The organism is Paraburkholderia acidipaludis NBRC 101816, from assembly GCF_000684975.1.
Lineage (GTDB): Bacteria > Pseudomonadota > Gammaproteobacteria > Burkholderiales > Burkholderiaceae > Paraburkholderia > Paraburkholderia acidipaludis.
Window position 1 is genome coordinate 1 of the sequence record NZ_BAXZ01000030.1, and the last position, 20,999, is coordinate 20,999.

Sequence of the window (20,999 nt, forward strand, 5' to 3'; positions counted from 1 at the left end):
GGTTTTTTTGAGGCTCCGAACGGAGCCTCGGGAAGCGTAGATCCGGCGGTGCCAAGTCAGCGCGAATCACGCATGACGCAGCATCACGCGCTCGACGATCCGCAGATAGTGGTTCAGATCGGGCGTCGGCTTGCCTGCCATCTTGGCGAGGTCGTCCCAGCGGCGCAGGCGCACCGCATCCTCCGCGAACGGGCGCTCGGCAAACTCGCGCGCCTGTTCTTCGCTGAAAATGCCGCCCTGCAGTTCGAGGCTGCGGACCGAATCCGCCGACAGGCGACCGAAATAGGCCTTGTCGGTCGCGCAGAGATAGCGCTTCGCGTCCACGTGCAGCTTGATCGGCTCGAGCACGCTATCCGGCAGCACCGCCCGCAGAAACGGGAGTGCGTAGTACTGGTGGAGGTCGTCGATGCCGCGCTCGGTCGGCGTTTCGCCCTGGCGATTGAGCAGGTGCCCAAGATCGTGGAGGAACGCCGCCGCCACCAGTTCCTCGCTCGCGTCCTCCTCCTCGGCCAGCGCACCGCTCTGCAGCGCGTGCTCCAGCTGTGTGACCGGCTCCCCGCTATACGCGAGCGCGCCGTAGCCGTCGAACAGCCCCTTGATATCCGCCAGGCTCAATGCCATACCTTCTTGCTCCTTGTTTCATAGCGGCAGCCCATACGCTCCGGCTTCCCGCCTCAACCCCTGCGGCTCACGCCGCCCGAATCCTCAAATCCTCAGTCCGCCCGGCGCCTCGGCACCCGCGCCGCGATCACCAGCAGCGCCGCCAGCGACACGATCAGGAGGATCAGCGAGAGCGCCGACGCCGGCAGGTAATAGCCACGCTCGACGGCGCCCACCACCACGATCGGCACCGTGGCAAAGCCCGGCGGATACACCGTGAGCGTCGCGCCCAGTTCGCCCAGCGACAGCGCAAAGCCGAGCGCGAGGCTCGCCCGGATCGCCGGCACGAGCTGAGGCAGCACCACGCGGCGCAGCACCATCGACGGCGGCGCGCCAAGGCTGGCCGCCGCTTCGCGCAGGATGGTCAGCTCGGGGCGCAGCGCGGCCGATGCGCAGCGATAGCAGAACGGCAGCACGAGCGCGAGCTGCACCAGCACGACAATCGCGGCGGACCCCGACAGGTCGAGCGGCGCCTTATGGTAGGCAATCAACACCGCGAGGCCGAGCACGACGCTCGGTACGCCATTGGGCACCATCGCCAGCGTATCGACCACCACGCCAAGGCCGCGCCGGTCGCGCCCCTCGAGCGCCAAAGCGAGCCATAGTCCCAGTACGGTGCCGAGCACCGCCACGCCGAAGCCGACCTCGAGGCTAGTGAGGAGTGCGTCGAAGTCGTCCGAACCGAGACGCTCGAACCAGCGCATGCTGAAACCGTCGGGGAAGATCGTGCCGGACCAGTGTGACGCAACGCTCGACAGCGCCACGACGATTACCGGCAGCACGAACAGCCAGAAACAAAGCAGCGCGGCAAAACCCGCCAGCACGCCGCCTGCGATGCGCGCGACGAGATTGCGCTCGGCCGCCTTCTCGCGCGGATGAAGCGGCGGCAGCGCCATGCGATCGGGATTAGCGGCCATGACGCGCGCCTCCTTGAGAGCGGCGATTCACGCGCCGGTACAGCGTATAGAGCGAAAGCGACATGGCCAGCATCACGACGGCGCCGGCGGCGGCGGTCGGCAGATCGAGGTCGACCGTCGCCGAACTGTAGATCGCCACCGGCAGCGTGACGAGGTGCGCGCTGCCGAGCACGAGCAGAATGCCGAATTCGTTGAACGTCAGCAGGAAGCACAGGATCGTGCCCGCCGCGATGCCCGGCCACGCGAGCGGCAAGATCACGCGCGCGGCGACCATCCACGTGTTCGCACCGAGGCTGCGCGCGGCTTCGATCAGACGCATGTCGAGCAGCGCGAACGCGGTGAGCGTCGGGCGCACGACGAACGGCGCGTAGAACACCACTTCCGCGAGAATCACGCCGCCCATGCCGAACAGGAAGTCGAGCGGCGGCGCCTGCAGATGGAAGAGGCGCTGCAGCCCGATGCTCACCGAACCCTGCGAGCCGTAGAGGAAGATCAGCGTAAAGGCGACGAGGAACGAAGGAAACGCCACGAACAGTTCGAGGAAGCGCGTCACGAGGCGCGCTCCCGGAAACGGCTTGAAGAACAGCATCGCGGCCAGCGCGACGCCAAGCACCGAGGCAAGGCCCGCGCTCACGCAGAGGATCCCGAGCGTCGTGCCGATCACGCCGCGCGCATCGGGATTGCCGAAGAACCTCGCGTAGGCGCCAAAGCTCAAGCCGTGCGCGCCGGTGAGGCTCAGCAGCACGAGACGCACGAGCGGATAAACGACGATCGGCCCGAGCACGAACACGAGCAAAAAGGCGATATGCCACTGCGCGCGGCGCTCGCGGCGGCGCACGGCGGCCGCGTGCGCGTCGGCGCCCGCCAGCGGGAGCGCGGAATCAGGGGTTGATAAGGACGACATCTTCCGCCTCGTAACGCAGGGATACACGCATGCCTTTCTCCGGCGTCAAGCCGTGGCCGCGCTGCAGGGTGACGAGCACCGGCTCGTTCGGCATGGCGTCGAGCAGCACCGGCACCGAGAGCACCGAGCCGTACCATTCGACCGATTCGATCGTGCCGTGCAGCGAGCCCTCGCCGAGCGGCACGATACGCAGGCTCTCGGGCCGCAGGCAGGCGAGCTTGTCGCGCACGTCGTGGCGCGCGTCGCCCACCGGGAACACGACGTTCGGCGGCAGCAGGTTCGCCGCGCCGAGGTAACGCGCCACATAGGCGTCGTTCGGCGTGTCGTAGAGCTCCTGCGGCGTGCCGAGCTGCGCGATGCGGCCGTCGCGCATGAGCAGGGTGCGATCGGAGAGCACGAGCGCGTCGTCCTGATCGTGCGTCACGCAGACGATCGTGAGATCGGGCAGGCGCTCGTGCAGCGCCTTGAGCTCGGAGCGCACCGAATGGCGCAGATTGGCGTCGAGCGCGGAAAGCGGCTCGTCGAGCAGCAGCACGTCCGGCTCGATCACGAGCGCGCGCGCGAGCGCCACGCGCTGCTGCATGCCGCCGGAGAGCTGCGCGGGCATGATGTGGCCCGCGTCGCCGAGCTGCACGAGCTTGAGCGCGTCGGCCACGCGCCGCGCGATATCGCGCGACGGCACGCCGCGCGCCTTGAGCCCGAACGCGACGTTCTCGAACACCGAGAGGTGCGGGAACAGCGCGTAGCTCTGAAACAGGAGACCCAGGTTGCGCCGGTGCGGCGGCACGTGGGTCAGGTCGCGGCCCGCTACGTGGAGCGAGCCGGCGAGTTCATCGGCCTCGATGAACCCGGCGATGAAACGCAGCAGCGTGGTCTTGCCACAGCCGCTGCGGCCGAGCACGGTCAACAGTTCGCCGCGCCGGATCGTGAGCGATAGATCGTCGAGGACAGTGCGGGTGCCGAAACGGACGCTCAGACGGTCGATCTGGACGCCCGCGGTTTCCGTTGCGCCTGCGGTTTCCGTTGCGCCCGTGATGCCGGACTGGTCCGGCAGGGCGCGGGCCATGCCGGCCGGCGAGAGGCTTGCTGTATTCACCGGGTTCATCTCCTTCGCTTATTACTGACTACTGACCACGCCTACTGCGGCTTGACGACTTCGAGCTGCTTGCCCGACGAGCCGATCACCTCGTTCTTCCAGCGCGTGGCCCAGTCGCCCTTCTTCGCCATCACCTGATTCCAGTCCACGGGAATCAGCTTGACGCCCGCAATCGCCTGCTTGACCGCCTCGCCGTTCTTGCCCGTGAGCGCGACGTCCGTGCGGCCCGGAATGCCGAAGATGTCCGGCACCTTCGACTGCACCTGCGTCGACATCAGGTAGTCGATCAGCTTCTTGCCTTCGGCCTGGTTCGGGCCGTTCTTGATCAGGCCGATCGCGTACGGGAGCTGGAACGTGGTGGGATGACCGCCGGCGTCGGCCGCGAGGAAGATCGGCTTGAGCGAGAGACCACCGTTGGCCGCGTCGTCGAGATCCATCTGCAGGTCGCCGTTGGCCACCGCGATTTCGTTGCGCGAGAGCAGCACGTCGAGGTAGCCCGTGCCCTTCGTGTGGAATTTTGCGCTTTGCTCGAGCTTCTTCAGGTAGTCGAACGCCTTGTCTTCGCCCATCAGCGAAGTCGTCAGGATGATGACGGCCATGCCGTCGCCCGCCGTCGCCGGGTTCGAGTACGCGACCTTGCCCGAGTAGTCCGGCTGCAGCAGATCGGCAAAGGTCTTCGGCTGGCTCTTCACGACGTCCGGGTTGATCGCGAACGAGAAGTAGTTGTTCACGAACGTGGCCCACGAACCGTCCGCCGACTTCGCCATCGCTGGCACGTTCTTGTAGTTCACGCTCTGGTACGGCTGCAGCAGACCATTTTGCTGCGCCTGCTGGATGAACGGCGGCAGCGTGACGAGAACGTCGGCCTTCGGCGAATCCTTCTCGACAGTGGCGCGGTTCACAACTTCGCCGCTGCCCGCCGTCACGATGTTGACCTTGATGCCTTCCTTCTTCTCAAAGGCCGGCAGTACATCACGGTAGAGATTTTCGAGACCGTCGGCCGTGTAAAGCACGACTGCGTCGGCCGCGTGCGCGCTCAGCGCGAAGCCTTCCAGCATCAGCGCGGCAGCCAGCGTCGGCAGCAGCTTGCGTGCGAAACCCGCGCGATGGGAATTCCGGTGGTTCATGTCGCTCTCCGAAGGCAAAAACCAGGGTTGCTCGGGAATACCCGATGCGTGTGTGATCGAACGTCGGCGGACTGTGCCGCCTGCCTTGCCCCGGCCAGCGCCGCCACGAATTGCCACTTGTTTGCAATCCGCCCGGCCCGGCCCGAAGACCGCGGCCTGCACGCGGCGCCGGCTGCGGTCCGCCTGGCGTGCAAGCCCGTCTGAACGGGCATCGAAAGAATCTCAAATTTCCGTGACATTGCCGTGACGAATGTGGCAATCAACAAAAAATTCCACAAATTGCCAATTTTCGATTCGAGTGGAATTGCGACGTGATGTGGCGCCGCAGTAGCACCATCATGGTGCAATCGACAGATTGAGATGGCGAAGAAACACCGCCCGGGAAACCGGCGCGAGAAGTCGCGCCGGCCGGCTTTCGCCTCAGGCCAAGGCTCAGGCGACGATCAGTTCGGGGCCGCGCGCCGCGATCGCGCGCACGACCGACTTTTCCGGTGCGACTTCGGTAATGACATAGCGCACCCGCTCGAAGCCGTTGATCCGTACCGGCGTCACGCGCCCGAACTTCGACTGGTCGGCCACGACGATCGCGCAGCCCGTGGCCGTGAGCATGCGGCTGCGCACCTCGGCGACCATGCGCGAGTAGTCGGTCAGCCAGCCGTCGGCGGTGATGCCGCCCGCGCCGACGAACGCATAGTCGGCGTGATACTGGTCGAGCTGCTGCACGGTGTCGAGGCCGAACGTGGCCTCCTCGTGATCGGACAGCTCGCCGCCCAGCAAGGTCACGCGGTTTTCGTTGCGGCGGCCGAGCAGCAGCGCGATGCGCCAGTCGTTGGTGTAGACGGTCAGCCGATGGCGGTCGGTGAGCGCGCGCGCCACGGCGTGCGTCGTGCTGCCCGAGTCGATGATGACCGAAGCGCCGTCGGGCACGAACGCGGCCGCGCGCTCGCCGATCACGTGCTTCGCATTGGCGTTCGCCGCCTCGCGCACGTCGATATCGGGCTCGCGCCGGCCGCTCGAAAGCGCGCCGCCGTGCGTCGTGACGAGCAGCCCGCGCTCCGCGAGCGTATTCAGATCGCGCCGGATGGTCTCGCGCGAGACGCGCAGTTCGCGCACGAGTTCGGACACCGAAAGCGCGCCATTCCTGTTCACTTGCGAAAGGATGTATTGGTGACGTTGTTCTGCAAGCATCTCGATGTGCGCATGGCGCGCGTGAGTTCGGAAAGGCCGACGTATTGTATTACGTAGGCGCCGCCCGGCATGCCCTCGCCCGCAGCCCGCGCCTCGCGAAACGCGAAGCGGCGGCGATTCGCCCCGACGAAATCGCACTGCCGCCCGACACGCAACCCTGCTACTCTCGCCCTGTGTTCAGTGCCCTGCCTTGCGCGCGGCGCGGCTTTCATCGACAACGGCATCGATGCGTTCGAAACTCCGACAACTCCGACTCCTCTTTTGTGCGCTGCGTTACGGCGTCAGGCTGCTCTGGCTCGCGGCGCCCGAACATCACAAGTTGCACTGGCTCCTCACGCTCGCCTCGCGCCTGCGCGACGACGCCCGTTTCGCCTCGAGTCTGCATGGCGCGCTGCCCCAGCTCGCACCGCTCGCGGCCACGTTCGCGCAGACGGTGGCGGCACGCCCCGAGCTCGCCACGACGACCCTGCACGACGCCATCGAGGCGATCGAGCGCCTCGAGGAACCGCTCCCGCCGGAAGGACTCGACGCGGCTCTCCATGCCGCGCTCGGCAAGCCGCCGAAGACCGTGTTCTCGTGGATCGCCCCTACGCCGGTCCATCACGGCTGGTGCGAGCAAACGCACGTCGCGCGGCTGGCGCTGCCCATCAACGGCCATCAGAGAGTGACGCTGCGCGTGCTGCGCACCGACCACATCGAAGCCGTCGACGACGAAGCCGCGCTGCTCTGCGGCGCCGCGCGCTGGCTGGAGCGCTTCTCGCGCGCCGCGCGCGAGCTGCGGCTGCGCGAGCTGGCGCTGGCGCTGCGCGAGGATCTGCAGCGCCGCTTCGATCTGCGCGCGCAGGCCGCGAACCTGAGCCAGGCCGGCCATCATCTCGCGGACAACCCCCGCATTGCCGTGCCCGACGTGATCTGGGATCTGTGCACGCCGCACACGCTCGCCGTCCAGCATATCGACACGGTCGGCGCCACCGATCTGGCCGGTCTCGCCGAGCATGGCATCAACGTGACGCGCGTTGCGACCAATCTAATCGAAGTCGTCACGCAACAGGCGTTCGAGCACGGCTTCTTCCACGCGGCCATCGACGCGCGGCACGTCTCGGTCAGCGTAGAAGAGCCGACACGCGGACGTCTCGTGCTCGCCGGTCCGGCGATGATGACGAGCCTCTCCTCGCCCGAACGCGAATTCTTCGTGCATGGCGCGACGGCGCTGTTCCAGCAGGACTACGGGCATCTCGCCCAACTGCATCATGCCGCCGGCCATGTGCCCGCGCACGCGCGCACCGAGCAGATCGAAGCCGAGCTGCGCACGCGCAGCGAAGCGCATTTCGCAGACGCCGCCGACACGCGCAGCGCCGGCGCGCTCTTCCACCAACTGCTGCATGCCGTGCAGCCGTTTGGCGGCCAGGTGTCGCCGCGGCTCATGGCGGCACAGCGCGCCTTCAGCCAGGCGGAGGATCTCGCGCGGACGATCCATCCTGGCGTCGATGCATGGGGTATCGCGCAAAGCACGCTTGCCGGCCTTGCGCAGCGCGATCTCGACCATCGCGGCTGGATCCGCCGGCTCTCGCAGGAACTGCCGCATCTGGCGCAGATCGCGCCGCGCGTGCCGCAAATGCTGTTTCATTTCCTGCAACACCACGCGGGGCCGCGGCACGGCCATCCCGCGGCCGCGCCACACGCCGATCTCGCCGAAGCGCTGCGCCGCGAATACCGGCACACGCGCACCCTGCTTGCCGCCTGCGCGCTGTGCGGCGCGGCCATCGGCGTGGCGGCGATCTGGCTGGGGCACTGAAGCCAGGCCGCGTTGCCGCCTGGCGACGGTTGCACCAGCAGTGCAGTCCTGAACAAGACGCGTCGCGGCGGCCGGGCGATACTGCCGGCCTTTCGGATCCTCCGCGCACGCGCGCTCCACCGCAACCGACACCGATGCTCGCCCCCCTCGCTCCCGCCCTGTTCGTCGTTCTCTGGTCGACGGGTTTTGTCGTCGCCCGTGCCATTGCCCCCTACGCCGACCCCAACCTGTTTCTGCTCGCGCGTTTCGCCGGGACAGCCGCGTTGTTTGCGGGCGTCGCGCTGATCGCGCGCGCGCCGTGGCCGCGCGGACGTCAGTTCGGCAAACACCTGTTTGCCGGTGCGTTGCTGCAGGGGATCTATCTCGGCGCGGGCTACTGGGCCGTAGCGCAAGGCTTGAGCGCGGGCGTCATGGCCCTGCTCGGCGCACTCCAGCCGTTGCTCACGGCGGCTTTCGCGGCGCGGCTCTTCGGCGAACCGCTCGCGCCGCGCCGCTGGGCGGGCATGGCGCTCGGGCTCGCGGGTGTCGTGCTCGTGCTGCTGCCGAAGCTGCAGGCAGCCGCGCAGGGCCACGCGCTTGCTGGACACGCGAACCCGCTGCTCGTGGTGATCGTCGCGGTGGCGGCGGTCGGCTCGATCACGGCGGGCACGCTCTATCAGAAAACCTCGCTGGCGAACGCCGATATCCGCAGCGCGAGCGCCGTGCAGAACGCAGGCGCCGCTATCGTTGCCGCGCTGCTCGCGCTGGCGCTCGAGGAAACGCGCTGGATCGCCTCGGCGACGCTCTGGGTCTCGCTCGCCTGGGGTATCGCGATGCTCTCCGGGGCGGGCGTGACGCTGCTCGTCTGGATGGTCCGCCGCGGTGATGCCGCGCGCGCCACGGCCCTGCTCTTTCTCGCGCCGCCGCTCGCGGCGCTCGAAAGCTGGCTGCTCTTCCGGGAAACGCTGGCACCTTTGCAGATCGCGGGCTTCGGGGTGGCGCTCGTGGGCGTGCTGATCGCGCGGCGCGCCCAGGCCGACGACGCGAGCGCTCGCGCGGTGCGCAAGCCATCGCGCGCCTGAACCATCACGGCGCGCTGCGCACGAGCCCGGGCTCGGCTACGTGCGCGGTTCAAGGCTCAATCGGCCGTATCGCCGCCCGCCGGCACCTTCGCGCGCGCCTTGCTGCCAGGTGCGGGCGCCCAGGCGGGACGTGTCTTGCGCTCCGAATCGACGACGACGATGAAGCGCCCGGCCCAGGGCGTGGCCTCGCGATCCGGATGCAGCACCCAGAGCGACTTGCCTGACGCAACGAGCGCTTCATACTCGGCGTCGATGATGCCGTGGTGATCGAGGAACGTATTCAGCGATGCCGGAATCCGCACGCAGCCCTTCGAATGGCGAATGCCGAGCAGCGGCTCGAGCCGGTCGGGATCCGTGGCGTGCATCTGGAAGCGCATCTGCGAGTAGCCGCCCTTGCCCCAACCGCGCTCGCCGTCCACCCAGCCGAAGTCGTAGATGCGCATGTCGCGCTTGCCGTAGCCGCGTATGCCGTTGTCGTTCATCGTGCCTTCGGCGCGGAAATCCATATTGCCGGGCGTGTGCTCGAAAACGCCGAGCGGCGTGAGGAAGTGATCGAACTCGCCGGGCCGCCCCGTCGCGACGGGCGAAGCGCCGATCAGTTGCCACCGTTCGCCGGGCATCGCCCGAAAGTAGATGAAGAGCGCCTGCACGTTCGCGGCGCGATCCACGAGGACGACGAACTCGCCCGCCAACTCGCCGAGGTTCGCCGCTTCAAGCGCCGTCTGCAGGCGCTCGCCGTAGGCATGCTGGTCCGCGGGGGGCACCCGCAGGCGGCGCGTGACCTCGCGCGCGAACACCGCGCGCATTTGCAGCGCGCGGTGCATTTCCTCGGTGGCCTGCTCGGGTGTGAGAGAGGGATGTTCGGGCAGCGTGAATCCGGCAGGTGCTGAAGCCCCAGTGGGTGCCGAAGCCGCCGGCAGCGCCGAGGCCCCGGCGGGTGCCGATGCCGCGCTGCCGGACACCGGCGCGGCCCCCGACACAGACGAAGCACCCGACGCGGGACTCGCCGCGGATACAGGCACGGCCGCTGAAGCCGGCGCCGATGCCGCACGGAACCCGGCGCCCGATGCGGCCCGCGTCGCCGTCCCGGCCGAAGCGGGCGCGGCTTGCACGGCCCCCGAAACCTCATGCGCCGCAGCCGTCGACGCAGCGTCGGCCGACCACGCGGGAGGCGCCGCCCCGCACGCGCACGCGGCGGCGCAGAGCGCGAGGCGCAACGTCAGCAGCAACGAGCGGCCGGCACGCCGCAGGGGAAAAGAGAAGGTGTTGCCCCGTGCGCCCATCTTCGCGCGCGCGCCAGGCCGGCGCGAAATCTGGTTGTTCATCGTTCGAGTACGGCCCGAGTGATTACAGCCCGATTATGCGTTTGTTCTGAAAGAGAACGGCGTAATACAGGACGTTCGGAAACCGGAACAGGAAAGCGCCGGCACCCGCAGCACTGACGAGGCGGCGTGCGCGAGAATTCGCGCCGTGCGAAACGCAGGGAACGTTACGGCTGGGCAGACTCGCCCTCGAACGGGTCGGCGCTCACCCGCAGCGCCACGCCCGCGAGATGCCGGCCCTGCAGTTGACGCGCGACCGCTTCCGCAACGTAGGGCACGTCGGCGTGCAGCTCGAGGTCGGCGTGCGCGTTGGGCGTACCGACGTCGTACACCGTCACGTCTTTCGCATAGTGACCGAGTTCGCGCGTGAAAAAGTCTCGCACTTCCTGCTCGCTGCAGGACGCGGGAACATTCCAGACCGTGAGATGCTGCATGGCAGGCTAGCGGGGATAGCGCGTGCGATCCGCACGCACGCGCACGGGCTGCAGGTTTGCACGCGAACGTGCGCGAGTCCACGCCAGCTGGCCAAGCAATGCCGCGACGGAAAGCAGCAACAGGGTGGACGCGATCATTTCACAGCTCCTTCTTTTTGACTAATGTCAGCATAGTCCCAATTCGAGACTTCTGCGCTGCGGCATATTGCCATTGAGATGGGGCCCGTTTTTGGGTTTCGCCAATCGGCATGCCCATGGGTATGGGAGCGCTCACTGACCGTCGTCGCTGGCCGCCGTGAGGTCCGCCGAGGTGCTCGCACCGCAGGCCATGCGCGTGAGGCGCTCATATTCGCTCACCCAGTCGCCGAGGATGGCGTTCTGGGCATCGGCCAGCGTCATCTGGCCCGCACATACGCAGCGCTTGAGCCGCACCGTCAACAGCGCCTTGCGGCGCTCGCCGGCATGCCCGCCCCACGGCAGCAGGTCGTAGTTCGCGACGGCATCCGGCGATCCGCCAAGCACGATGGGCACGCGCCGGTCGAGCGCATAACTGGCGCCTTCGTCGGCCTCGATGCCGCGCTGCGCGAGCAGCCTGTCCTTCAATGCCATCGACTCGTCGAACGGCGGCGCGACGGCATCGGCGTAGCCCGGACGGCAGATTGTTTCGCCAACCGATTGCTGGGTCACGCGCGAATCCAGCAACTGCGCGTCCTGCGCCGCGGCGGCCAGGTGATGCATGCCGCAGGTCACGGTGAGCAGCGCCAGCGCAATGTGCCGCACGCGCGCGCGGCGGGTCGGAACCACAGCCATGCTGCGCGCGATGCGGCGTCTTTCTGCCTTTTCTGCGTTCATGGGTAGGCGCACCATAAGATGCGGAATGGATTGTCTACCCGGATTATTAAAACATATTCGAAATTCTTCGTGGCGAATGCCGCGCAATTGCGCCGGCGGGCGCGGTGGCGCCCCGCAACGCGTCACACAAACGACATGTGAGTCAAGCCCCGGTTTCTACATGACAATTTTATTTCGCAATGCAAACTTTCAGCGCCTGAGCGGGAAGTGGGCCCGAAGCACGGCCCGTTAGCCCGCTCGGGCTCGCGCAAAGCCGGCCGGGCGGCCAATGGCGGCAAGAAAACCGATAGCGCATAATGAGCCGCCAGCCGGCGCCCGCCCGGGCGCGGCTCGCTCATTCGAAGAAACGAGGAATCCCATGTCTATCACCATGTATCAAGCCTCGGTGCCGGTTCTGATCCGCGGCCTCACCAATCTGCAAACCATCATCGGCAAGGCGCAGGCGCACGCGGCCGAGAAGCAGATCGACCCGTCGGTGCTGACCGCCGCACGGCTCTTCCCCGACATGCTGCCGCTCACGCGCCAGATCCATATCGCCACCGACACGGCCAAGGGCTGCGCCTCGCGCCTCGCGGGCGTGGACGCGCCGAAGTTCGAAGACGTCGAGGTGACGTTCGACGAACTGCACTCGCGCATCCAGAAGACCATCGACTACCTGAACATGTTCAAGCCCGAGCAGATCGACGGCTCGGAAGGCCGCAGCATCACGCTCAAGATGCGCAGCGGTCCGATCGAGTTCAGCGGCCTGAATTATCTGCTGGCCTTCGTGCTGCCCAACTTCTACTTCCACATCACGACGGCATACGACATTCTGCGCCACAACGGCGTCGAACTCGGCAAGCTCGATTACCTCGGGCACCCGTAACAAGGCAAGCCGCGGGTGAGCGGCAGACAAGCGACGCGGGCCGCGTCATGGCGGCCCGCACCGAAGCACCGGAACGGCGGCGCCTCGCGCCGCCCCTCAATCGAGCGACAGGCGCACCGCGAAAGCCACCAGCGCCGAAGAAAACGCCCACTTCTGCACGGTCTGAGCGACTGGATGCTTGCGCAACCATACGGCAATGCGCGCGGCGCCCAGCACGTAGAGCATGTCGAACAGCGCGCAGACGATCACGAGCAGGATGCCCAGCTGCAGCACCTGGAGCCACACCGACCCCGCCTGCGGCCGGATGAACTGCGGCAGCAGCACCGAGCAGAACAGCAACGCCTTGGGATTGAGCAGGTTCGTCAGCAGGCCCTTGACGAAATCCGCGCGGCGCGAGCGCGCCGCGGCCGTCGGCATGTCCGCCTCCGGCAGCGCGAAGACCGGCGCCCGGAAGATCTGCAGGGCCACCCACGCCAGATAGACCGCGCCCACGTAGCGCACCCCGTCGTAAAGCCACGGCGCATTGTGCAGCAGCGCGGCAAGGCCGCAGGCCGAGAGCGTGACGTGCGTCGCGCGGGCGATGCCGAGGCCGCACGCCGCCGCGAAGCCGCTCCTCGCGCCGCGGCTCATGCTGGTTTGCATCACGAGCGCCATGTCCGCGCCGGGCAAGGCGCTAACGATAATCAGGGCGACGACGAACATGAGCAGCAGGTGGGCGGAAATCATGATGGCCTCGTGGGTTGGAGGCTCTATGTTGCCGTCAACGATGGAGCGATTTCTGGCGATTTTCTCGTGCCTCCTCGCCATGTTTGGAGCAATACACTAAAATTTTCCCATCCAACAAGGAAATCCCCTCCCACCGCCATGAGCGACATCGACAAACTGGACAGGGCGATCCTGCGTGCGCTGCAGACGGACGCGCGCATCTCGAATGCGCGGCTCGCCGAAACGGTCGGCCTGAGCGAAACGCCGTGCGCCCGTCGCCTCAAGCGGCTCGAGCAGGACGGCTATATCGAGCGCTACCGGACGGTGCTCTCGCGCCGCGCGCTCGGGTTCGGCGTGGTGGCGTTCGTGTACGTGCGCTTTGCCCAGCACGACCGCACGCTCGCGGATCGTTTCGAGCGCGAAGTCTGCGCGATTGAGCGTATCCTCTCCTGCCATAACGTATCGGGCACGGCGGATTACATCCTGCAGATCGTCGCGCGCGACCTGGACGACTACGGCACCTTCATGCGCGATCAGCTGCGCGGCCTGCCGGGCGTGACCGCGGTGGAGTCGGCACTGTCGCTGCGCGAGGTGAAGGCCGACAACGGCCTCCCCCTGCCGTGAGCGCCTCCCGTCGCCACCATGCCCATTTCACCCCTCTCACACCGGAGCTTTCGATGACCCCAGAACAGGCGCGAGCCGAAGAATCCCAGGCCATGGCGCGCGTGCTGACCGCCACGCAGCGCGTCCAGTCGGCGTTCGCCTCGCTGCAGTCGCAGTTTCCGCCGGCCGGAGACGGCCACCCCTCCCAGTTCGCCCTGACGACGTTCGACGCCGCCCTGCAGGAACTGGAAGACGCCCAGGCCGCCTTCGACGAACTGCTCAACGATCTACTGGACGGCGAGCGCTGAGCAGTCGAAGCGCTCGCGCGCGAAGGCCGCGATCCGCTCGCAGGCCTCGACGAGCCGCGGCTCGTCGACCACGAAGCCCAGGCGCACGTAGCCATTGGCCGTCTCGCCGAACGCGCTCGCATCGAGCACCGAGACCTTCTGCGCGCTGAACAACTGCCAGGTGAATTCGTGCGTATCGAGCCCCGTGCCGCGCGCGTCGATCATCATGAACATGCCCGCCTCCGGCAGCAGGCAACGCAGGCCGGGCACGCCGTTCAGTCGCTCGTAGACGATATCGCGCCGGCGCCGGTAGAGCTCGCGCATGTCGGCGACGATCTGAGCGCGGTTCGCCAGCGCGGTCAACGCCGCCTCCTGGATAAAACCTGGCAGTCCGTAGAACATGCAGAGCGCGAGCCGGCCGAAATGGCCGACCAGCGTTTCCGGCGCAATCGCCCAGCCGAGCCGCCAGCCCGCCATCGCATGCGATTTCGAGAGGCTGCCCAGCGTGACGGTACGTTCCGCCACGCCGTCTAGCGAAGCCATGCTCACGTGCTCGCGCTCGGCTCCTTGATTTGTTCTCACGCGCGGCGGACTCGGCCGCGGATGCGGAATCGGACCGGATCTTTGTCCGGGACAGGCATTGTGCCCCGGGACAATGCGGGACTGCAAAGCGGGACTGCAGCGCATTGGTGCTAACCCGCAAACCGTTCGATAATCGCACACTCATGTGCGCTCACCGCTCGAAGACGGGCGCGCGGCGATTGCCGTGGCGCGCCGTGCGGCCTATGCTCGCTTCACCCAACGCCCCGCCCCGGCACCACGCCGGGGCACCGCCACAAGACCCGGCCGCGCACCGCGTTTGCGCCGGCCTCAGGAGACACGATGACCCCCGCCTTTGAAACCCACGATGCGCCCGCCTCGCGCCGCTCCCCGTCCCGCGCGCGGCGCGCGGCCGTCGGCAGCTTTGTGGGCGCCGTCGTCGACTGGTACGACTTCCTGCTCTACGGCATCGTCGCCGCGCTCGTGTTCAACTCGGCCTTTTTCCCCAAGGTGAGCCCGACGATGGGCACGCTCGCCGCATTCGCGACGTTCGGCGTAGGCTTCCTGTTCCGTCCGCTCGGCGGCGTCGTATTCGGCCACTATGGCGACCGGCTCGGCCGCAAGCGCATGCTCGTGCTGACCGTCATGATGATGGGACTCTCCACCGTCGCGATCGGCTTTTTGCCGACCTTCGCCGCCATCGGCTGGTGGGCGCCCGTGCTGCTCGTCGCGCTGCGCGCGCTGCAGGGCTTCGCCGTGGGCGGCGAATGGGGCGGCGCGGCGCTCATGGCCGTGGAATCGGCACCGCAGCACAAGAAGGCGTTCTACAGCAGCGGCGTCCAGGTGGGTTACGGCGTGGGTCTCGTGCTCGCCACCGGCATCGTCTCGGTGCTCAATCACACGTTCGGCGAGGCGGCGTTCAAGGCCTGGGCCTGGCGCGTGCCGTTCGTGCTGAGCATCGTGCTCGTGCTGATCGGCCTGTGGGTGCGGCGGAGCATGGAAGAATCGCAGGAGTTCGTCGAGAAGGTCGAGCAGTCCCACCACAAGGTCCGCATGCCGGTGATCGAGGCGCTCACGCAGCATCCGAAGGCGTTCCTGCTGATCGTCGCGCTGCGTCTCGCCGAACTGTTCACGATGTACATCGTCACCGCGTTCGCGCTCAGCTACTCGACGACGAATCTCGGCATGTCGCGCGACGTGTTCCTCAGCATCGGCCTCGTGGTCGGCGCGATCAGCTGTGTGACGATCCCGCTCTTCGCCGCGCTCGCCGACCGCTTCGGCCTGCGCCGCATCTACATGATCGGCGCCGTCGTCGGACTCGCTTCCGCCATCCCGTTCTTCCTCGCGCTCGAAGCCCGGTCCGTCGCGTGGATCGTCCTCTTCTCCGTGCTGCTCGCCAATCTCGCGCACGACATGGTCGTGAGCGTGCAGCAGCCGCTCTTCACCGAACTGTTCGGCACGGAGTATCGCTACAGCGGCGCCGGTGTCGGCTACCAGTTCGCGAGCGTGGTGGGCGGCGGCTTCACGCCGTTCATCGCGGTCGCGCTCGTGGGGATCGCCGGCGGCTCCTGGCACCTCGTCGCCGGCTACCTCGCCGCCGGCTGCCTGATCTCGCTCGTCGTCGCCGCCCGCATGCGCGCCGCCTGACACCCCGCCGCGTCGCGTTGCGATGCGAATAACGCCCCGAGCCCACGCGCAAGCGCCGGGCCCGGGGCGTTCGCGCTTGTGCCGCCTTTTGCCTCCTTGTGCCGGCTTGCACCCGTTCCGGCTCGCTTGATAGACTGCACGCAAATCTCCCGCCGCCCTCCGGCACCCACCGCATGACCGAAAATGCTCCCCATGTCTGATACGCGATCCGGCGGCAATCCTGGCGGCACCCCCGGCGACAATCCTCTCGGCATTCGCGGTCTCGAGTTCGTGGAGTTCGCCTCGCCGGACCCCGCGGCGCTGGCGCGATTGTTCGCGAGCCTCGGCTTTCGCGCCGTGGCGCGCCACCGGTCGAAGGCCGTCACGCTGTACCGGCAGGGCGACATCAATTTCCTCGTCAACGCGCAGCCCGATTCGTTCGCGAGCCGTTTCGCCGACGTGAACGGCGTGGGCGTCGTGGCCATCGGCATGCGCGTCGAACATGCCCAGCAAGCCTGCCACCAGGCGGTACGCTGGGGCGCATGGCGCTTCGACAACGAAACGATCGGGCCGCAGGAGTTGCGCATTCCCGCCATCCAGGGCATCGGCCATTCGCTGATCTATTTCGTCGAGCGCTGGCGCGGCAAGCCGGGCGGCAACGAGTCGGTATTCGACGTCGACTTCGTGCCGCAGGACGGCATCGACGACATGCAGGCCGTCATCGCAGGCACCGGCCTCGAGACGGTCGATCACCTCACCCAGGTCGTGAGCCGCGGCACGCTCGCCGAGTGGACGGACTTCTATCGCACGGTGCTGCACTTCTCCGAGACTTCCGAAACGAACGCGAACTGGCACGTCTCGGAAGCCTCGGGCGTGATGGTGTCGCCGGGCAACCTGATCCGCATTCCGGTGTACGAAGAAGGCGCGCCGCGCACGGCGCTGATGCACCGCTACCTGCACGAGCACGCAACGGACGGCGTGCAGCACGTGGCGCTCTCCACGAAGGACATCTTTTCGGCGGTCGACCGGCTGCGCGAGGCCGGCCTCGAACTGGTCGAACCGCCCGCGCCGTACTACGACCAGCTCGACGCGCGCCTGCCCGGGCATGGACTCGACATCGGCGCGCTGAGAAGCCGGCATATCCTCGTCGATGGCGACACCACGGGGCCCGGCGCGCCGCGTCTTTTCCTGCAGACCTTCGTGCGCCGCGGGCTGGGCGAGATGGCGCTGGAGATCGTCGAGCGGCGCGGCGACGAAGGCTTTGGCGCGGGCAATCTCGCGGCGCTCGAACAGGCTCGCCTTGCGCTGGGGGCAACGCAGCCGTCGGGCGGACAGTAAGCCAGTAAGCCAGTAATTGCGCCGGCCAACCGGCCGGCATGAAACCAGACAGGATCGAGCGCATGGATCGCCCGCCGCTTGCGAGGCGCGACTGGATCGCGGGACTGGAAAAAGGCCTCGCCATCCTCGAAGCCTTCGACAGCGAACACGCCCGCATGACGCCCTCGGAGGCGGCCGCCCGCACCGGCCTCACCCGCACGGCGGCGCGCCGCTATCTGCTCACGCTGCAACATCTGGGCTACGTCGCCGGCGACGGCAAGCAGTTCGGCCTCACGCCGCGCGTGCTGCGCGTGGGTTGGTCGTATTTCGATTCCGCGCGTCTGCCAAGGCTCGTGCAGCCGTATCTGCAGCAATTGAGCGCGCGCATCAACGAGTCGGTGTACGTGAGCGTGCTCGACGCGTGGGAACTCGTCTTCATTGCCCGCAACAGCGCCTCCCGCGTGATGACGACCGGGTTCGTGCTGGGCGCGCGCGTGCCGGTGCCGCTCACCTCGCCGGGCATGGTGCTGCTCGCGCACCACCCCGACCAGGAGGCCGTGCGCCGCTGGCTCGACACCGTCGATCTGCACCCGTTCACGCCGCATACGCTGACCGCGCGCACGCCGCTGCTCGAAGCTATGCGGATCGCACGCGCCGGCGGCTACGCGCTCGTCGAGCAGCAATTGCAGTCCGGCGTGCGCGGCGTGGCCGTGCCGGTCAAGAACCGCCACGGCGAGGTCGTGGCGGCATTGAGCACCAACATGCCGATGGGCCGGGAGTCGGCGGAAAAGGCCGTGCAGCGCGTACTCGTGCCACTGCAGGAAACAGCGCTGGCGCTGATGAATATCGTCTAACAGGAGCAAGGCTCATGGGAAGCATCGACGCGGTTGTGGCGGCGGCTGTCGCCTTCGTGGCCAGCCATTTCCTTCTGTCTCATCCCCTGCGCAAGCCGTTGGTCGGCGCGATCGGCGAAGCGGGATTCCAGGGCGTCTATTCGGTGGTGGCGTTCGCGACCTTCGGCTGGCTGATCGCTGCCTACCTCAGGGCGCCGCTCACCGAGCCCCTGTGGCAAGCGGGCGACACACTCTGGGCGCTGGTGTCCCTCGTCATGCTGATCGCTTCGATCCTGCTGATGGGCTCGCTGATCCGCAATCCCGCGCTACCCACGGGCGGGCGGCCCGCGCCGTTTCCCGAAACGGCGCGCGGCGTGTACGCAATCACGCGCCATCCGATGATGTGGTCGTTCGCGCTCTGGGGGCTCTGCCATATCGCCGTGTTCCCGGTGACGAAGAGCATCGTGCTGGCCGCGGCCATGATCGTCCTCGCGCTCGTGGGCGCCGCCTTGCAGGACCGCAAGAAGGAGCGGCTCGAGCCCGAACGCTGGCCGGCCTGGGAAGCGAAAACGAGCTACGTGCCGTTCGCGGCGATCATTGCGGGCCGCGCGCGGCTGGGCGGGTTCGGCCTGCATGCGCTGCTGGGCGGCCTCGTCGTCTGGCTAGTCGCCACCTGGGCTCATATTCCGCTGACCGGCTGGCACGCGGGCATCTGGCGCTGGATCTAGCACGCGGACAAAAGACGAAAAAAAGCCGCTCCGAAGAGCGGCCTTCGCCGACGGACAGGCGGACACGCAGCCCGCTGCCCGTTCAGTCGTCCAGCAAGGACAGATCGCGCACCGCGCCCTTGTCCGCCGACATGACCAGCTTCGCGTAGGCCTTAAGCGCCGCCGACACCTTGCGCGGACGCGGCTTCGCGGGCTTCCAGCCCAGCGCGTTCTGCGCTTCGCGGCGGCGCGCCAGTTCCTCGTCGGACACCAGCACGTCGATCGTGCGGTTGGGGATGTCGATGCGGATCCGGTCGCCGTTGCGCACCAGGCCAATGGCGCCGCCGGCTGCCGCCTCCGGCGAGCAGTGGCCGATCGAAAGGCCCGAGGTGCCGCCCGAGAAGCGGCCGTCGGTAAGCAGTGCACACGCTTTGCCGAGACCCTTCGACTTGATGTAGCTCGTGGGGTACAGCATTTCCTGCATGCCCGGGCCGCCCTTCGGACCTTCGTAGCGCACGATCACGACGTCGCCGGCCTTGACCTGGTCGTTGAGGATATTCTCCACGGCTTCGTCCTGCGATTCGGTCACGTGAGCCGTGCCCTCGAACACGAGCAGGCTGTCGTCCACGCCGGCGGTCTTCACCACGCAGCCGTTGCGCGCGATGTTGCCCGTCAGCACAGCGAGGCCGCCTTCCTTCGAAAACGCATGCTCATACGAGCGGATGCAGCCCTCGGCGCGGTCGAGATCGAGGCTCGGCCAGCGCGTGTTCTGGCTGAACGCCACCTGCGTCGGAATGCCGGCCGGGCCGGCCAGGTAGAAGTTTTTCACGGCGTCGTCGCGCGTGTGAGCGACGTCCCACTGCTGCAAGGCATCTTTGAGCGTGGGGGCGTGCACCGTCGGCACGTCGGTATGCAGCTTGCCGGCGCGGTCGAGCTCGCCGAGGATGGCCATGATGCCGCCCGCGCGATGCACGTCCTCGATGTGGTACTTGTTCGTGTTGGGCGCCACCTTGCACAACTGCGGCACGGCGCGCGAGAGACGGTCGATGTCGGCCATCGTGAAGTCGATGCCGGCCTCCTGCGCCACGGCCAGCAGATGCAGGATCGTATTGGTGGAGCCGCCCATGGCGATGTCCAGCGTCATGGCGTTCTCGAACGCCTTGAAACCCACCGAGCGCGGCAGAACGCGCTCGTCGTCCTGTTCGTAATGCTGGCGCGTAAGTTCGACGATGCGGCGGCCGGCGCGCTTGAAGAGCTGCTCGCGGTCCGCGTGCGTGGCCACCACCGTACCGTTGCCGGGCAGCGAAAGGCCCAGCGCCTCGGTCAGGCAGTTCATCGAGTTGGCCGTGAACATGCCCGAGCACGAGCCGCAGGTCGGGCAGGCCGAGCGCTCCACTTCCGCCACTTCGGCGTCGGAATACTTCGTGTCGGCGGCGATCACCATGGCGTCGATGAGATCGAGCTTCTTGATCTCGATGGCCTTCGTGGCGGGATTCGCGAGACGCGTCTTGCCGGCTTCCATCGGACCGCCGGAAACGAAGATCACCGGAATGTTCAGGCGCATCGCGGCCATCAGCATGCCCGGGGTGATCTTGTCGCAGTTCGAGATGCACACCATGGCGTCGGCGCAGTGCGCGTTGACCATGTACTCCACCGAGTCGGCGATGATGTCGCGGCTCGGCAGCGAGTACAGCATGCCGTCGTGCCCCATGGCGATGCCGTCGTCGACGGCGATCGTGTTGAATTCCTTGGCCACGCCACCCGCAGCCTCGATCTCGCGCGCGACGAGCTGGCCCAGGTCCTTCAGGTGCACGTGGCCCGGCACGAACTGGGTGAACGAGTTGACCACCGCGATGATCGGCTTGGCGAAATCGTCGTCTTTCATGCCGGTGGCGCGCCACAGGGAGCGCGCACCCGCCATGTTGCGGCCGGCGGTGGAGGTTTTGGAACGGTATGTGGGCATCGTGGGTGCTGTAGAAAGGTCGCAGGAAAAAACGGGCCACGGGATTGAAGGCCCTCGCGCGCCCGTGCGTACAACCTCTTGAGTCGCGCCCTGGGCAGACCGGGAATTATTGCACAGGCCCGACGGGCGCGCGGCCGCGCCCCACGCGGCGCAGGCCGTGCGGGCTCAGTTGCCGCGCGGTTATCGGAATGGCGCCG

The 20,999-nt window shown here is 67.5% G+C and carries 21 protein-coding genes and 1 pseudogene; 9 read left to right on the forward strand and 13 right to left on the reverse strand.

Features of this window, described 5'->3' with window-relative positions; genetic code table 11:
* Nucleotides 1–66: 66 nt before the first annotated feature.
* The 6 genes from BAC01S_RS26810 to BAC01S_RS26835 form a co-directional block, all read right to left on the reverse strand.
* On the reverse strand, nt 67–621 hold the full coding sequence (locus tag BAC01S_RS26810; RefSeq protein WP_027797532.1) for a phosphonate degradation HD-domain oxygenase: 555 nt from the start codon (nt 619–621) through the stop codon (nt 67–69).
* 92 nt (nt 622–713) lie between these two features.
* The gene (gene phnV, locus BAC01S_RS26815) at nt 714–1,556 is read right to left on the reverse strand and encodes a 2-aminoethylphosphonate ABC transport system, membrane component PhnV (RefSeq protein WP_156954556.1); all 843 of its coding nucleotides are present in this window, start codon (nt 1,554–1,556) and stop codon (nt 714–716) included.
* A gap of 10 nt (nt 1,557–1,566) precedes the next feature.
* On the reverse strand, nt 1,567–2,481 hold the full coding sequence (locus BAC01S_RS26820; protein WP_027797534.1) for a 2-aminoethylphosphonate ABC transporter permease subunit: 915 nt from the start codon (nt 2,479–2,481) through the stop codon (nt 1,567–1,569).
* Nucleotides 2,459–3,577, reverse strand: coding sequence for a 2-aminoethylphosphonate ABC transport system ATP-binding subunit PhnT (gene phnT / locus BAC01S_RS26825; RefSeq protein ID WP_027797535.1), 1,119 nt, complete (start codon nt 3,575–3,577; stop codon nt 2,459–2,461). Before phnT ends, BAC01S_RS26820 begins: the two co-directional genes overlap by 23 nt.
* A gap of 41 nt (nt 3,578–3,618) precedes the next feature.
* Nucleotides 3,619–4,704 (reverse strand): 2-aminoethylphosphonate ABC transporter substrate-binding protein, encoded by a 1,086-nt coding sequence (phnS, locus tag BAC01S_RS26830; RefSeq protein WP_027797536.1) that lies wholly within the window; start codon nt 4,702–4,704, stop codon nt 3,619–3,621.
* A 432-nt stretch (nt 4,705–5,136) separates the two neighbouring features.
* The gene (locus tag BAC01S_RS26835) at nt 5,137–5,892 is read right to left on the reverse strand and encodes a DeoR/GlpR family DNA-binding transcription regulator (RefSeq protein ID WP_027797537.1); all 756 of its coding nucleotides are present in this window, start codon (nt 5,890–5,892) and stop codon (nt 5,137–5,139) included.
* A gap of 226 nt (nt 5,893–6,118) precedes the next feature.
* On the opposite strand from BAC01S_RS26835, the gene BAC01S_RS26840 reads away from it, so the two are divergent.
* Complete coding sequence (locus tag BAC01S_RS26840) at nt 6,119–7,687, forward strand: ABC1 kinase family protein (protein WP_027797538.1); 1,569 nt, start codon at nt 6,119–6,121, stop codon at nt 7,685–7,687.
* A 134-nt stretch (nt 7,688–7,821) separates the two neighbouring features.
* On the forward strand, nt 7,822–8,748 hold the full coding sequence (locus tag BAC01S_RS32725; protein WP_043203821.1) for a DMT family transporter: 927 nt from the start codon (nt 7,822–7,824) through the stop codon (nt 8,746–8,748).
* Between the two features lie 56 nt (nt 8,749–8,804).
* Here the strand turns inward: BAC01S_RS32725 and BAC01S_RS34145 are convergent, their stop codons facing one another.
* From BAC01S_RS34145 to BAC01S_RS34905, 4 genes are all read right to left on the reverse strand, one after another.
* Nucleotides 8,805–10,031, reverse strand: coding sequence for a L,D-transpeptidase (locus BAC01S_RS34145; RefSeq protein ID WP_084168904.1), 1,227 nt, complete (start codon nt 10,029–10,031; stop codon nt 8,805–8,807).
* 206 nt (nt 10,032–10,237) lie between these two features.
* A complete protein-coding gene (locus BAC01S_RS26855; RefSeq protein ID WP_027797540.1) occupies nt 10,238–10,504 on the reverse strand; it encodes an RNA-binding protein in 267 nt (88 codons plus the stop codon).
* 6 nt (nt 10,505–10,510) lie between these two features.
* Nucleotides 10,511–10,642 (reverse strand): hypothetical protein, encoded by a 132-nt coding sequence (locus BAC01S_RS35840; RefSeq protein ID WP_281175950.1) that lies wholly within the window; start codon nt 10,640–10,642, stop codon nt 10,511–10,513.
* Nucleotides 10,643–10,774: 132 nt separating this feature from the next.
* Nucleotides 10,775–11,314: a hypothetical protein gene (locus BAC01S_RS34905; protein ID WP_245616696.1), complete on the reverse strand. Its 540-nt coding sequence runs from the start codon at nt 11,312–11,314 to the stop codon at nt 10,775–10,777.
* 400 nt (nt 11,315–11,714) lie between these two features.
* On the opposite strand from BAC01S_RS34905, the gene BAC01S_RS26870 reads away from it, so the two are divergent.
* Entirely contained in the window at nt 11,715–12,221 is a 507-nt protein-coding gene (locus BAC01S_RS26870) for a DUF1993 domain-containing protein (protein ID WP_027797541.1), read from the forward strand.
* A gap of 96 nt (nt 12,222–12,317) precedes the next feature.
* Here BAC01S_RS26870 and BAC01S_RS26875 read toward each other — a convergent pair whose 3' ends face one another.
* Nucleotides 12,318–12,947 carry a LysE family translocator gene (locus BAC01S_RS26875; protein WP_027797542.1) on the reverse strand — a complete coding sequence of 210 codons (630 nt, stop codon included), beginning with the start codon at nt 12,945–12,947 and terminating at the stop codon, nt 12,318–12,320.
* A 138-nt stretch (nt 12,948–13,085) separates the two neighbouring features.
* Here BAC01S_RS26875 and BAC01S_RS26880 point away from each other — a divergent pair, with 138 nt between their 5' ends.
* Nucleotides 13,086–13,550 (forward strand): Lrp/AsnC family transcriptional regulator, encoded by a 465-nt coding sequence (locus tag BAC01S_RS26880; protein ID WP_027797543.1) that lies wholly within the window; start codon nt 13,086–13,088, stop codon nt 13,548–13,550.
* A gap of 53 nt (nt 13,551–13,603) precedes the next feature.
* Entirely contained in the window at nt 13,604–13,837 is a 234-nt protein-coding gene (locus BAC01S_RS26885) for a hypothetical protein (RefSeq protein ID WP_027797544.1), read from the forward strand.
* Here BAC01S_RS26885 and BAC01S_RS32740 read toward each other — a convergent pair.
* Nucleotides 13,817–14,377 (reverse strand): annotated as a pseudogene (locus tag BAC01S_RS32740) (pyridoxal phosphate-dependent aminotransferase); the annotation flags it as partial. The gene BAC01S_RS26885 and the pseudogene BAC01S_RS32740 overlap by 21 nt on opposite strands.
* Nucleotides 14,378–14,698: 321 nt before the next feature.
* On the opposite strand from BAC01S_RS32740, the gene shiA reads away from it, so the two are divergent.
* The 4 genes from shiA to BAC01S_RS26910 all read left to right on the forward strand — a co-directional run bounded on the left by shiA (nt 14,699) and on the right by BAC01S_RS26910 (nt 18,860).
* Nucleotides 14,699–16,003 carry a shikimate transporter gene (shiA, locus tag BAC01S_RS26895; protein WP_027797545.1) on the forward strand — a complete coding sequence of 435 codons (1,305 nt, stop codon included), beginning with the start codon at nt 14,699–14,701 and terminating at the stop codon, nt 16,001–16,003.
* A 192-nt stretch (nt 16,004–16,195) separates the two neighbouring features.
* Nucleotides 16,196–17,320: a 4-hydroxyphenylpyruvate dioxygenase family protein gene (locus tag BAC01S_RS26900; protein ID WP_027797546.1), complete on the forward strand. Its 1,125-nt coding sequence runs from the start codon at nt 16,196–16,198 to the stop codon at nt 17,318–17,320.
* A 62-nt stretch (nt 17,321–17,382) separates the two neighbouring features.
* The gene (locus tag BAC01S_RS26905; protein ID WP_027797547.1) at nt 17,383–18,153 is read left to right on the forward strand and encodes an IclR family transcriptional regulator domain-containing protein; all 771 of its coding nucleotides are present in this window, start codon (nt 17,383–17,385) and stop codon (nt 18,151–18,153) included.
* 14 nt (nt 18,154–18,167) lie between these two features.
* Nucleotides 18,168–18,860, forward strand: coding sequence for an NnrU family protein (locus BAC01S_RS26910; protein WP_027797548.1), 693 nt, complete (start codon nt 18,168–18,170; stop codon nt 18,858–18,860).
* Between the two features lie 82 nt (nt 18,861–18,942).
* Here the strand turns inward: BAC01S_RS26910 and ilvD are convergent, their stop codons facing one another.
* Nucleotides 18,943–20,802, reverse strand: coding sequence for a dihydroxy-acid dehydratase (gene ilvD / locus BAC01S_RS26915; RefSeq protein WP_027797549.1), 1,860 nt, complete (start codon nt 20,800–20,802; stop codon nt 18,943–18,945).
* Nucleotides 20,803–20,999 lie beyond the last annotated feature (197 nt).

What these genes read in the sequence shown, in the direction of transcription:
- BAC01S_RS34145 (WP_084168904.1), bottom strand. Translation starts at nt 10,031, where the DNA reads ATGGGCGCACGGGGCAACACCTTCTCTTTTCCCCTGCGGCGTGCCGGC.
- shiA (WP_027797545.1), top strand. Translation starts at nt 14,699, where the DNA reads ATGACCCCCGCCTTTGAAACCCACGATGCGCCCGCCTCGCGCCGCTCC.
- BAC01S_RS26910 (WP_027797548.1), top strand. Translation starts at nt 18,168, where the DNA reads ATGGGAAGCATCGACGCGGTTGTGGCGGCGGCTGTCGCCTTCGTGGCC.
- BAC01S_RS26810 (WP_027797532.1), bottom strand. Translation starts at nt 621, where the DNA reads ATGGCATTGAGCCTGGCGGATATCAAGGGGCTGTTCGACGGCTACGGC.
- phnV (WP_156954556.1), bottom strand. Translation starts at nt 1,556, where the DNA reads ATGGCGCTGCCGCCGCTTCATCCGCGCGAGAAGGCGGCCGAGCGCAAT.
- BAC01S_RS26835 (WP_027797537.1), bottom strand. Translation starts at nt 5,892, where the DNA reads ATGCTTGCAGAACAACGTCACCAATACATCCTTTCGCAAGTGAACAGG.
- BAC01S_RS26905 (WP_027797547.1), top strand. Translation starts at nt 17,383, where the DNA reads ATGGATCGCCCGCCGCTTGCGAGGCGCGACTGGATCGCGGGACTGGAA.
- BAC01S_RS26870 (WP_027797541.1), top strand. Translation starts at nt 11,715, where the DNA reads ATGTCTATCACCATGTATCAAGCCTCGGTGCCGGTTCTGATCCGCGGC.
- phnS (WP_027797536.1), bottom strand. Translation starts at nt 4,704, where the DNA reads ATGAACCACCGGAATTCCCATCGCGCGGGTTTCGCACGCAAGCTGCTG.
- BAC01S_RS26885 (WP_027797544.1), top strand. Translation starts at nt 13,604, where the DNA reads ATGACCCCAGAACAGGCGCGAGCCGAAGAATCCCAGGCCATGGCGCGC.
- BAC01S_RS26900 (WP_027797546.1), top strand. Translation starts at nt 16,196, where the DNA reads ATGTCTGATACGCGATCCGGCGGCAATCCTGGCGGCACCCCCGGCGAC.
- BAC01S_RS35840 (WP_281175950.1), bottom strand. Translation starts at nt 10,642, where the DNA reads ATGATCGCGTCCACCCTGTTGCTGCTTTCCGTCGCGGCATTGCTTGGC.
- BAC01S_RS32725 (WP_043203821.1), top strand. Translation starts at nt 7,822, where the DNA reads ATGCTCGCCCCCCTCGCTCCCGCCCTGTTCGTCGTTCTCTGGTCGACG.
- BAC01S_RS34905 (WP_245616696.1), bottom strand. Translation starts at nt 11,314, where the DNA reads ATGGCTGTGGTTCCGACCCGCCGCGCGCGCGTGCGGCACATTGCGCTG.
- BAC01S_RS26880 (WP_027797543.1), top strand. Translation starts at nt 13,086, where the DNA reads ATGAGCGACATCGACAAACTGGACAGGGCGATCCTGCGTGCGCTGCAG.
- BAC01S_RS26840 (WP_027797538.1), top strand. Translation starts at nt 6,119, where the DNA reads ATGCGTTCGAAACTCCGACAACTCCGACTCCTCTTTTGTGCGCTGCGT.
- ilvD (WP_027797549.1), bottom strand. Translation starts at nt 20,802, where the DNA reads ATGCCCACATACCGTTCCAAAACCTCCACCGCCGGCCGCAACATGGCG.
- BAC01S_RS26855 (WP_027797540.1), bottom strand. Translation starts at nt 10,504, where the DNA reads ATGCAGCATCTCACGGTCTGGAATGTTCCCGCGTCCTGCAGCGAGCAG.
- BAC01S_RS26820 (WP_027797534.1), bottom strand. Translation starts at nt 2,481, where the DNA reads ATGTCGTCCTTATCAACCCCTGATTCCGCGCTCCCGCTGGCGGGCGCC.
- BAC01S_RS26875 (WP_027797542.1), bottom strand. Translation starts at nt 12,947, where the DNA reads ATGATTTCCGCCCACCTGCTGCTCATGTTCGTCGTCGCCCTGATTATC.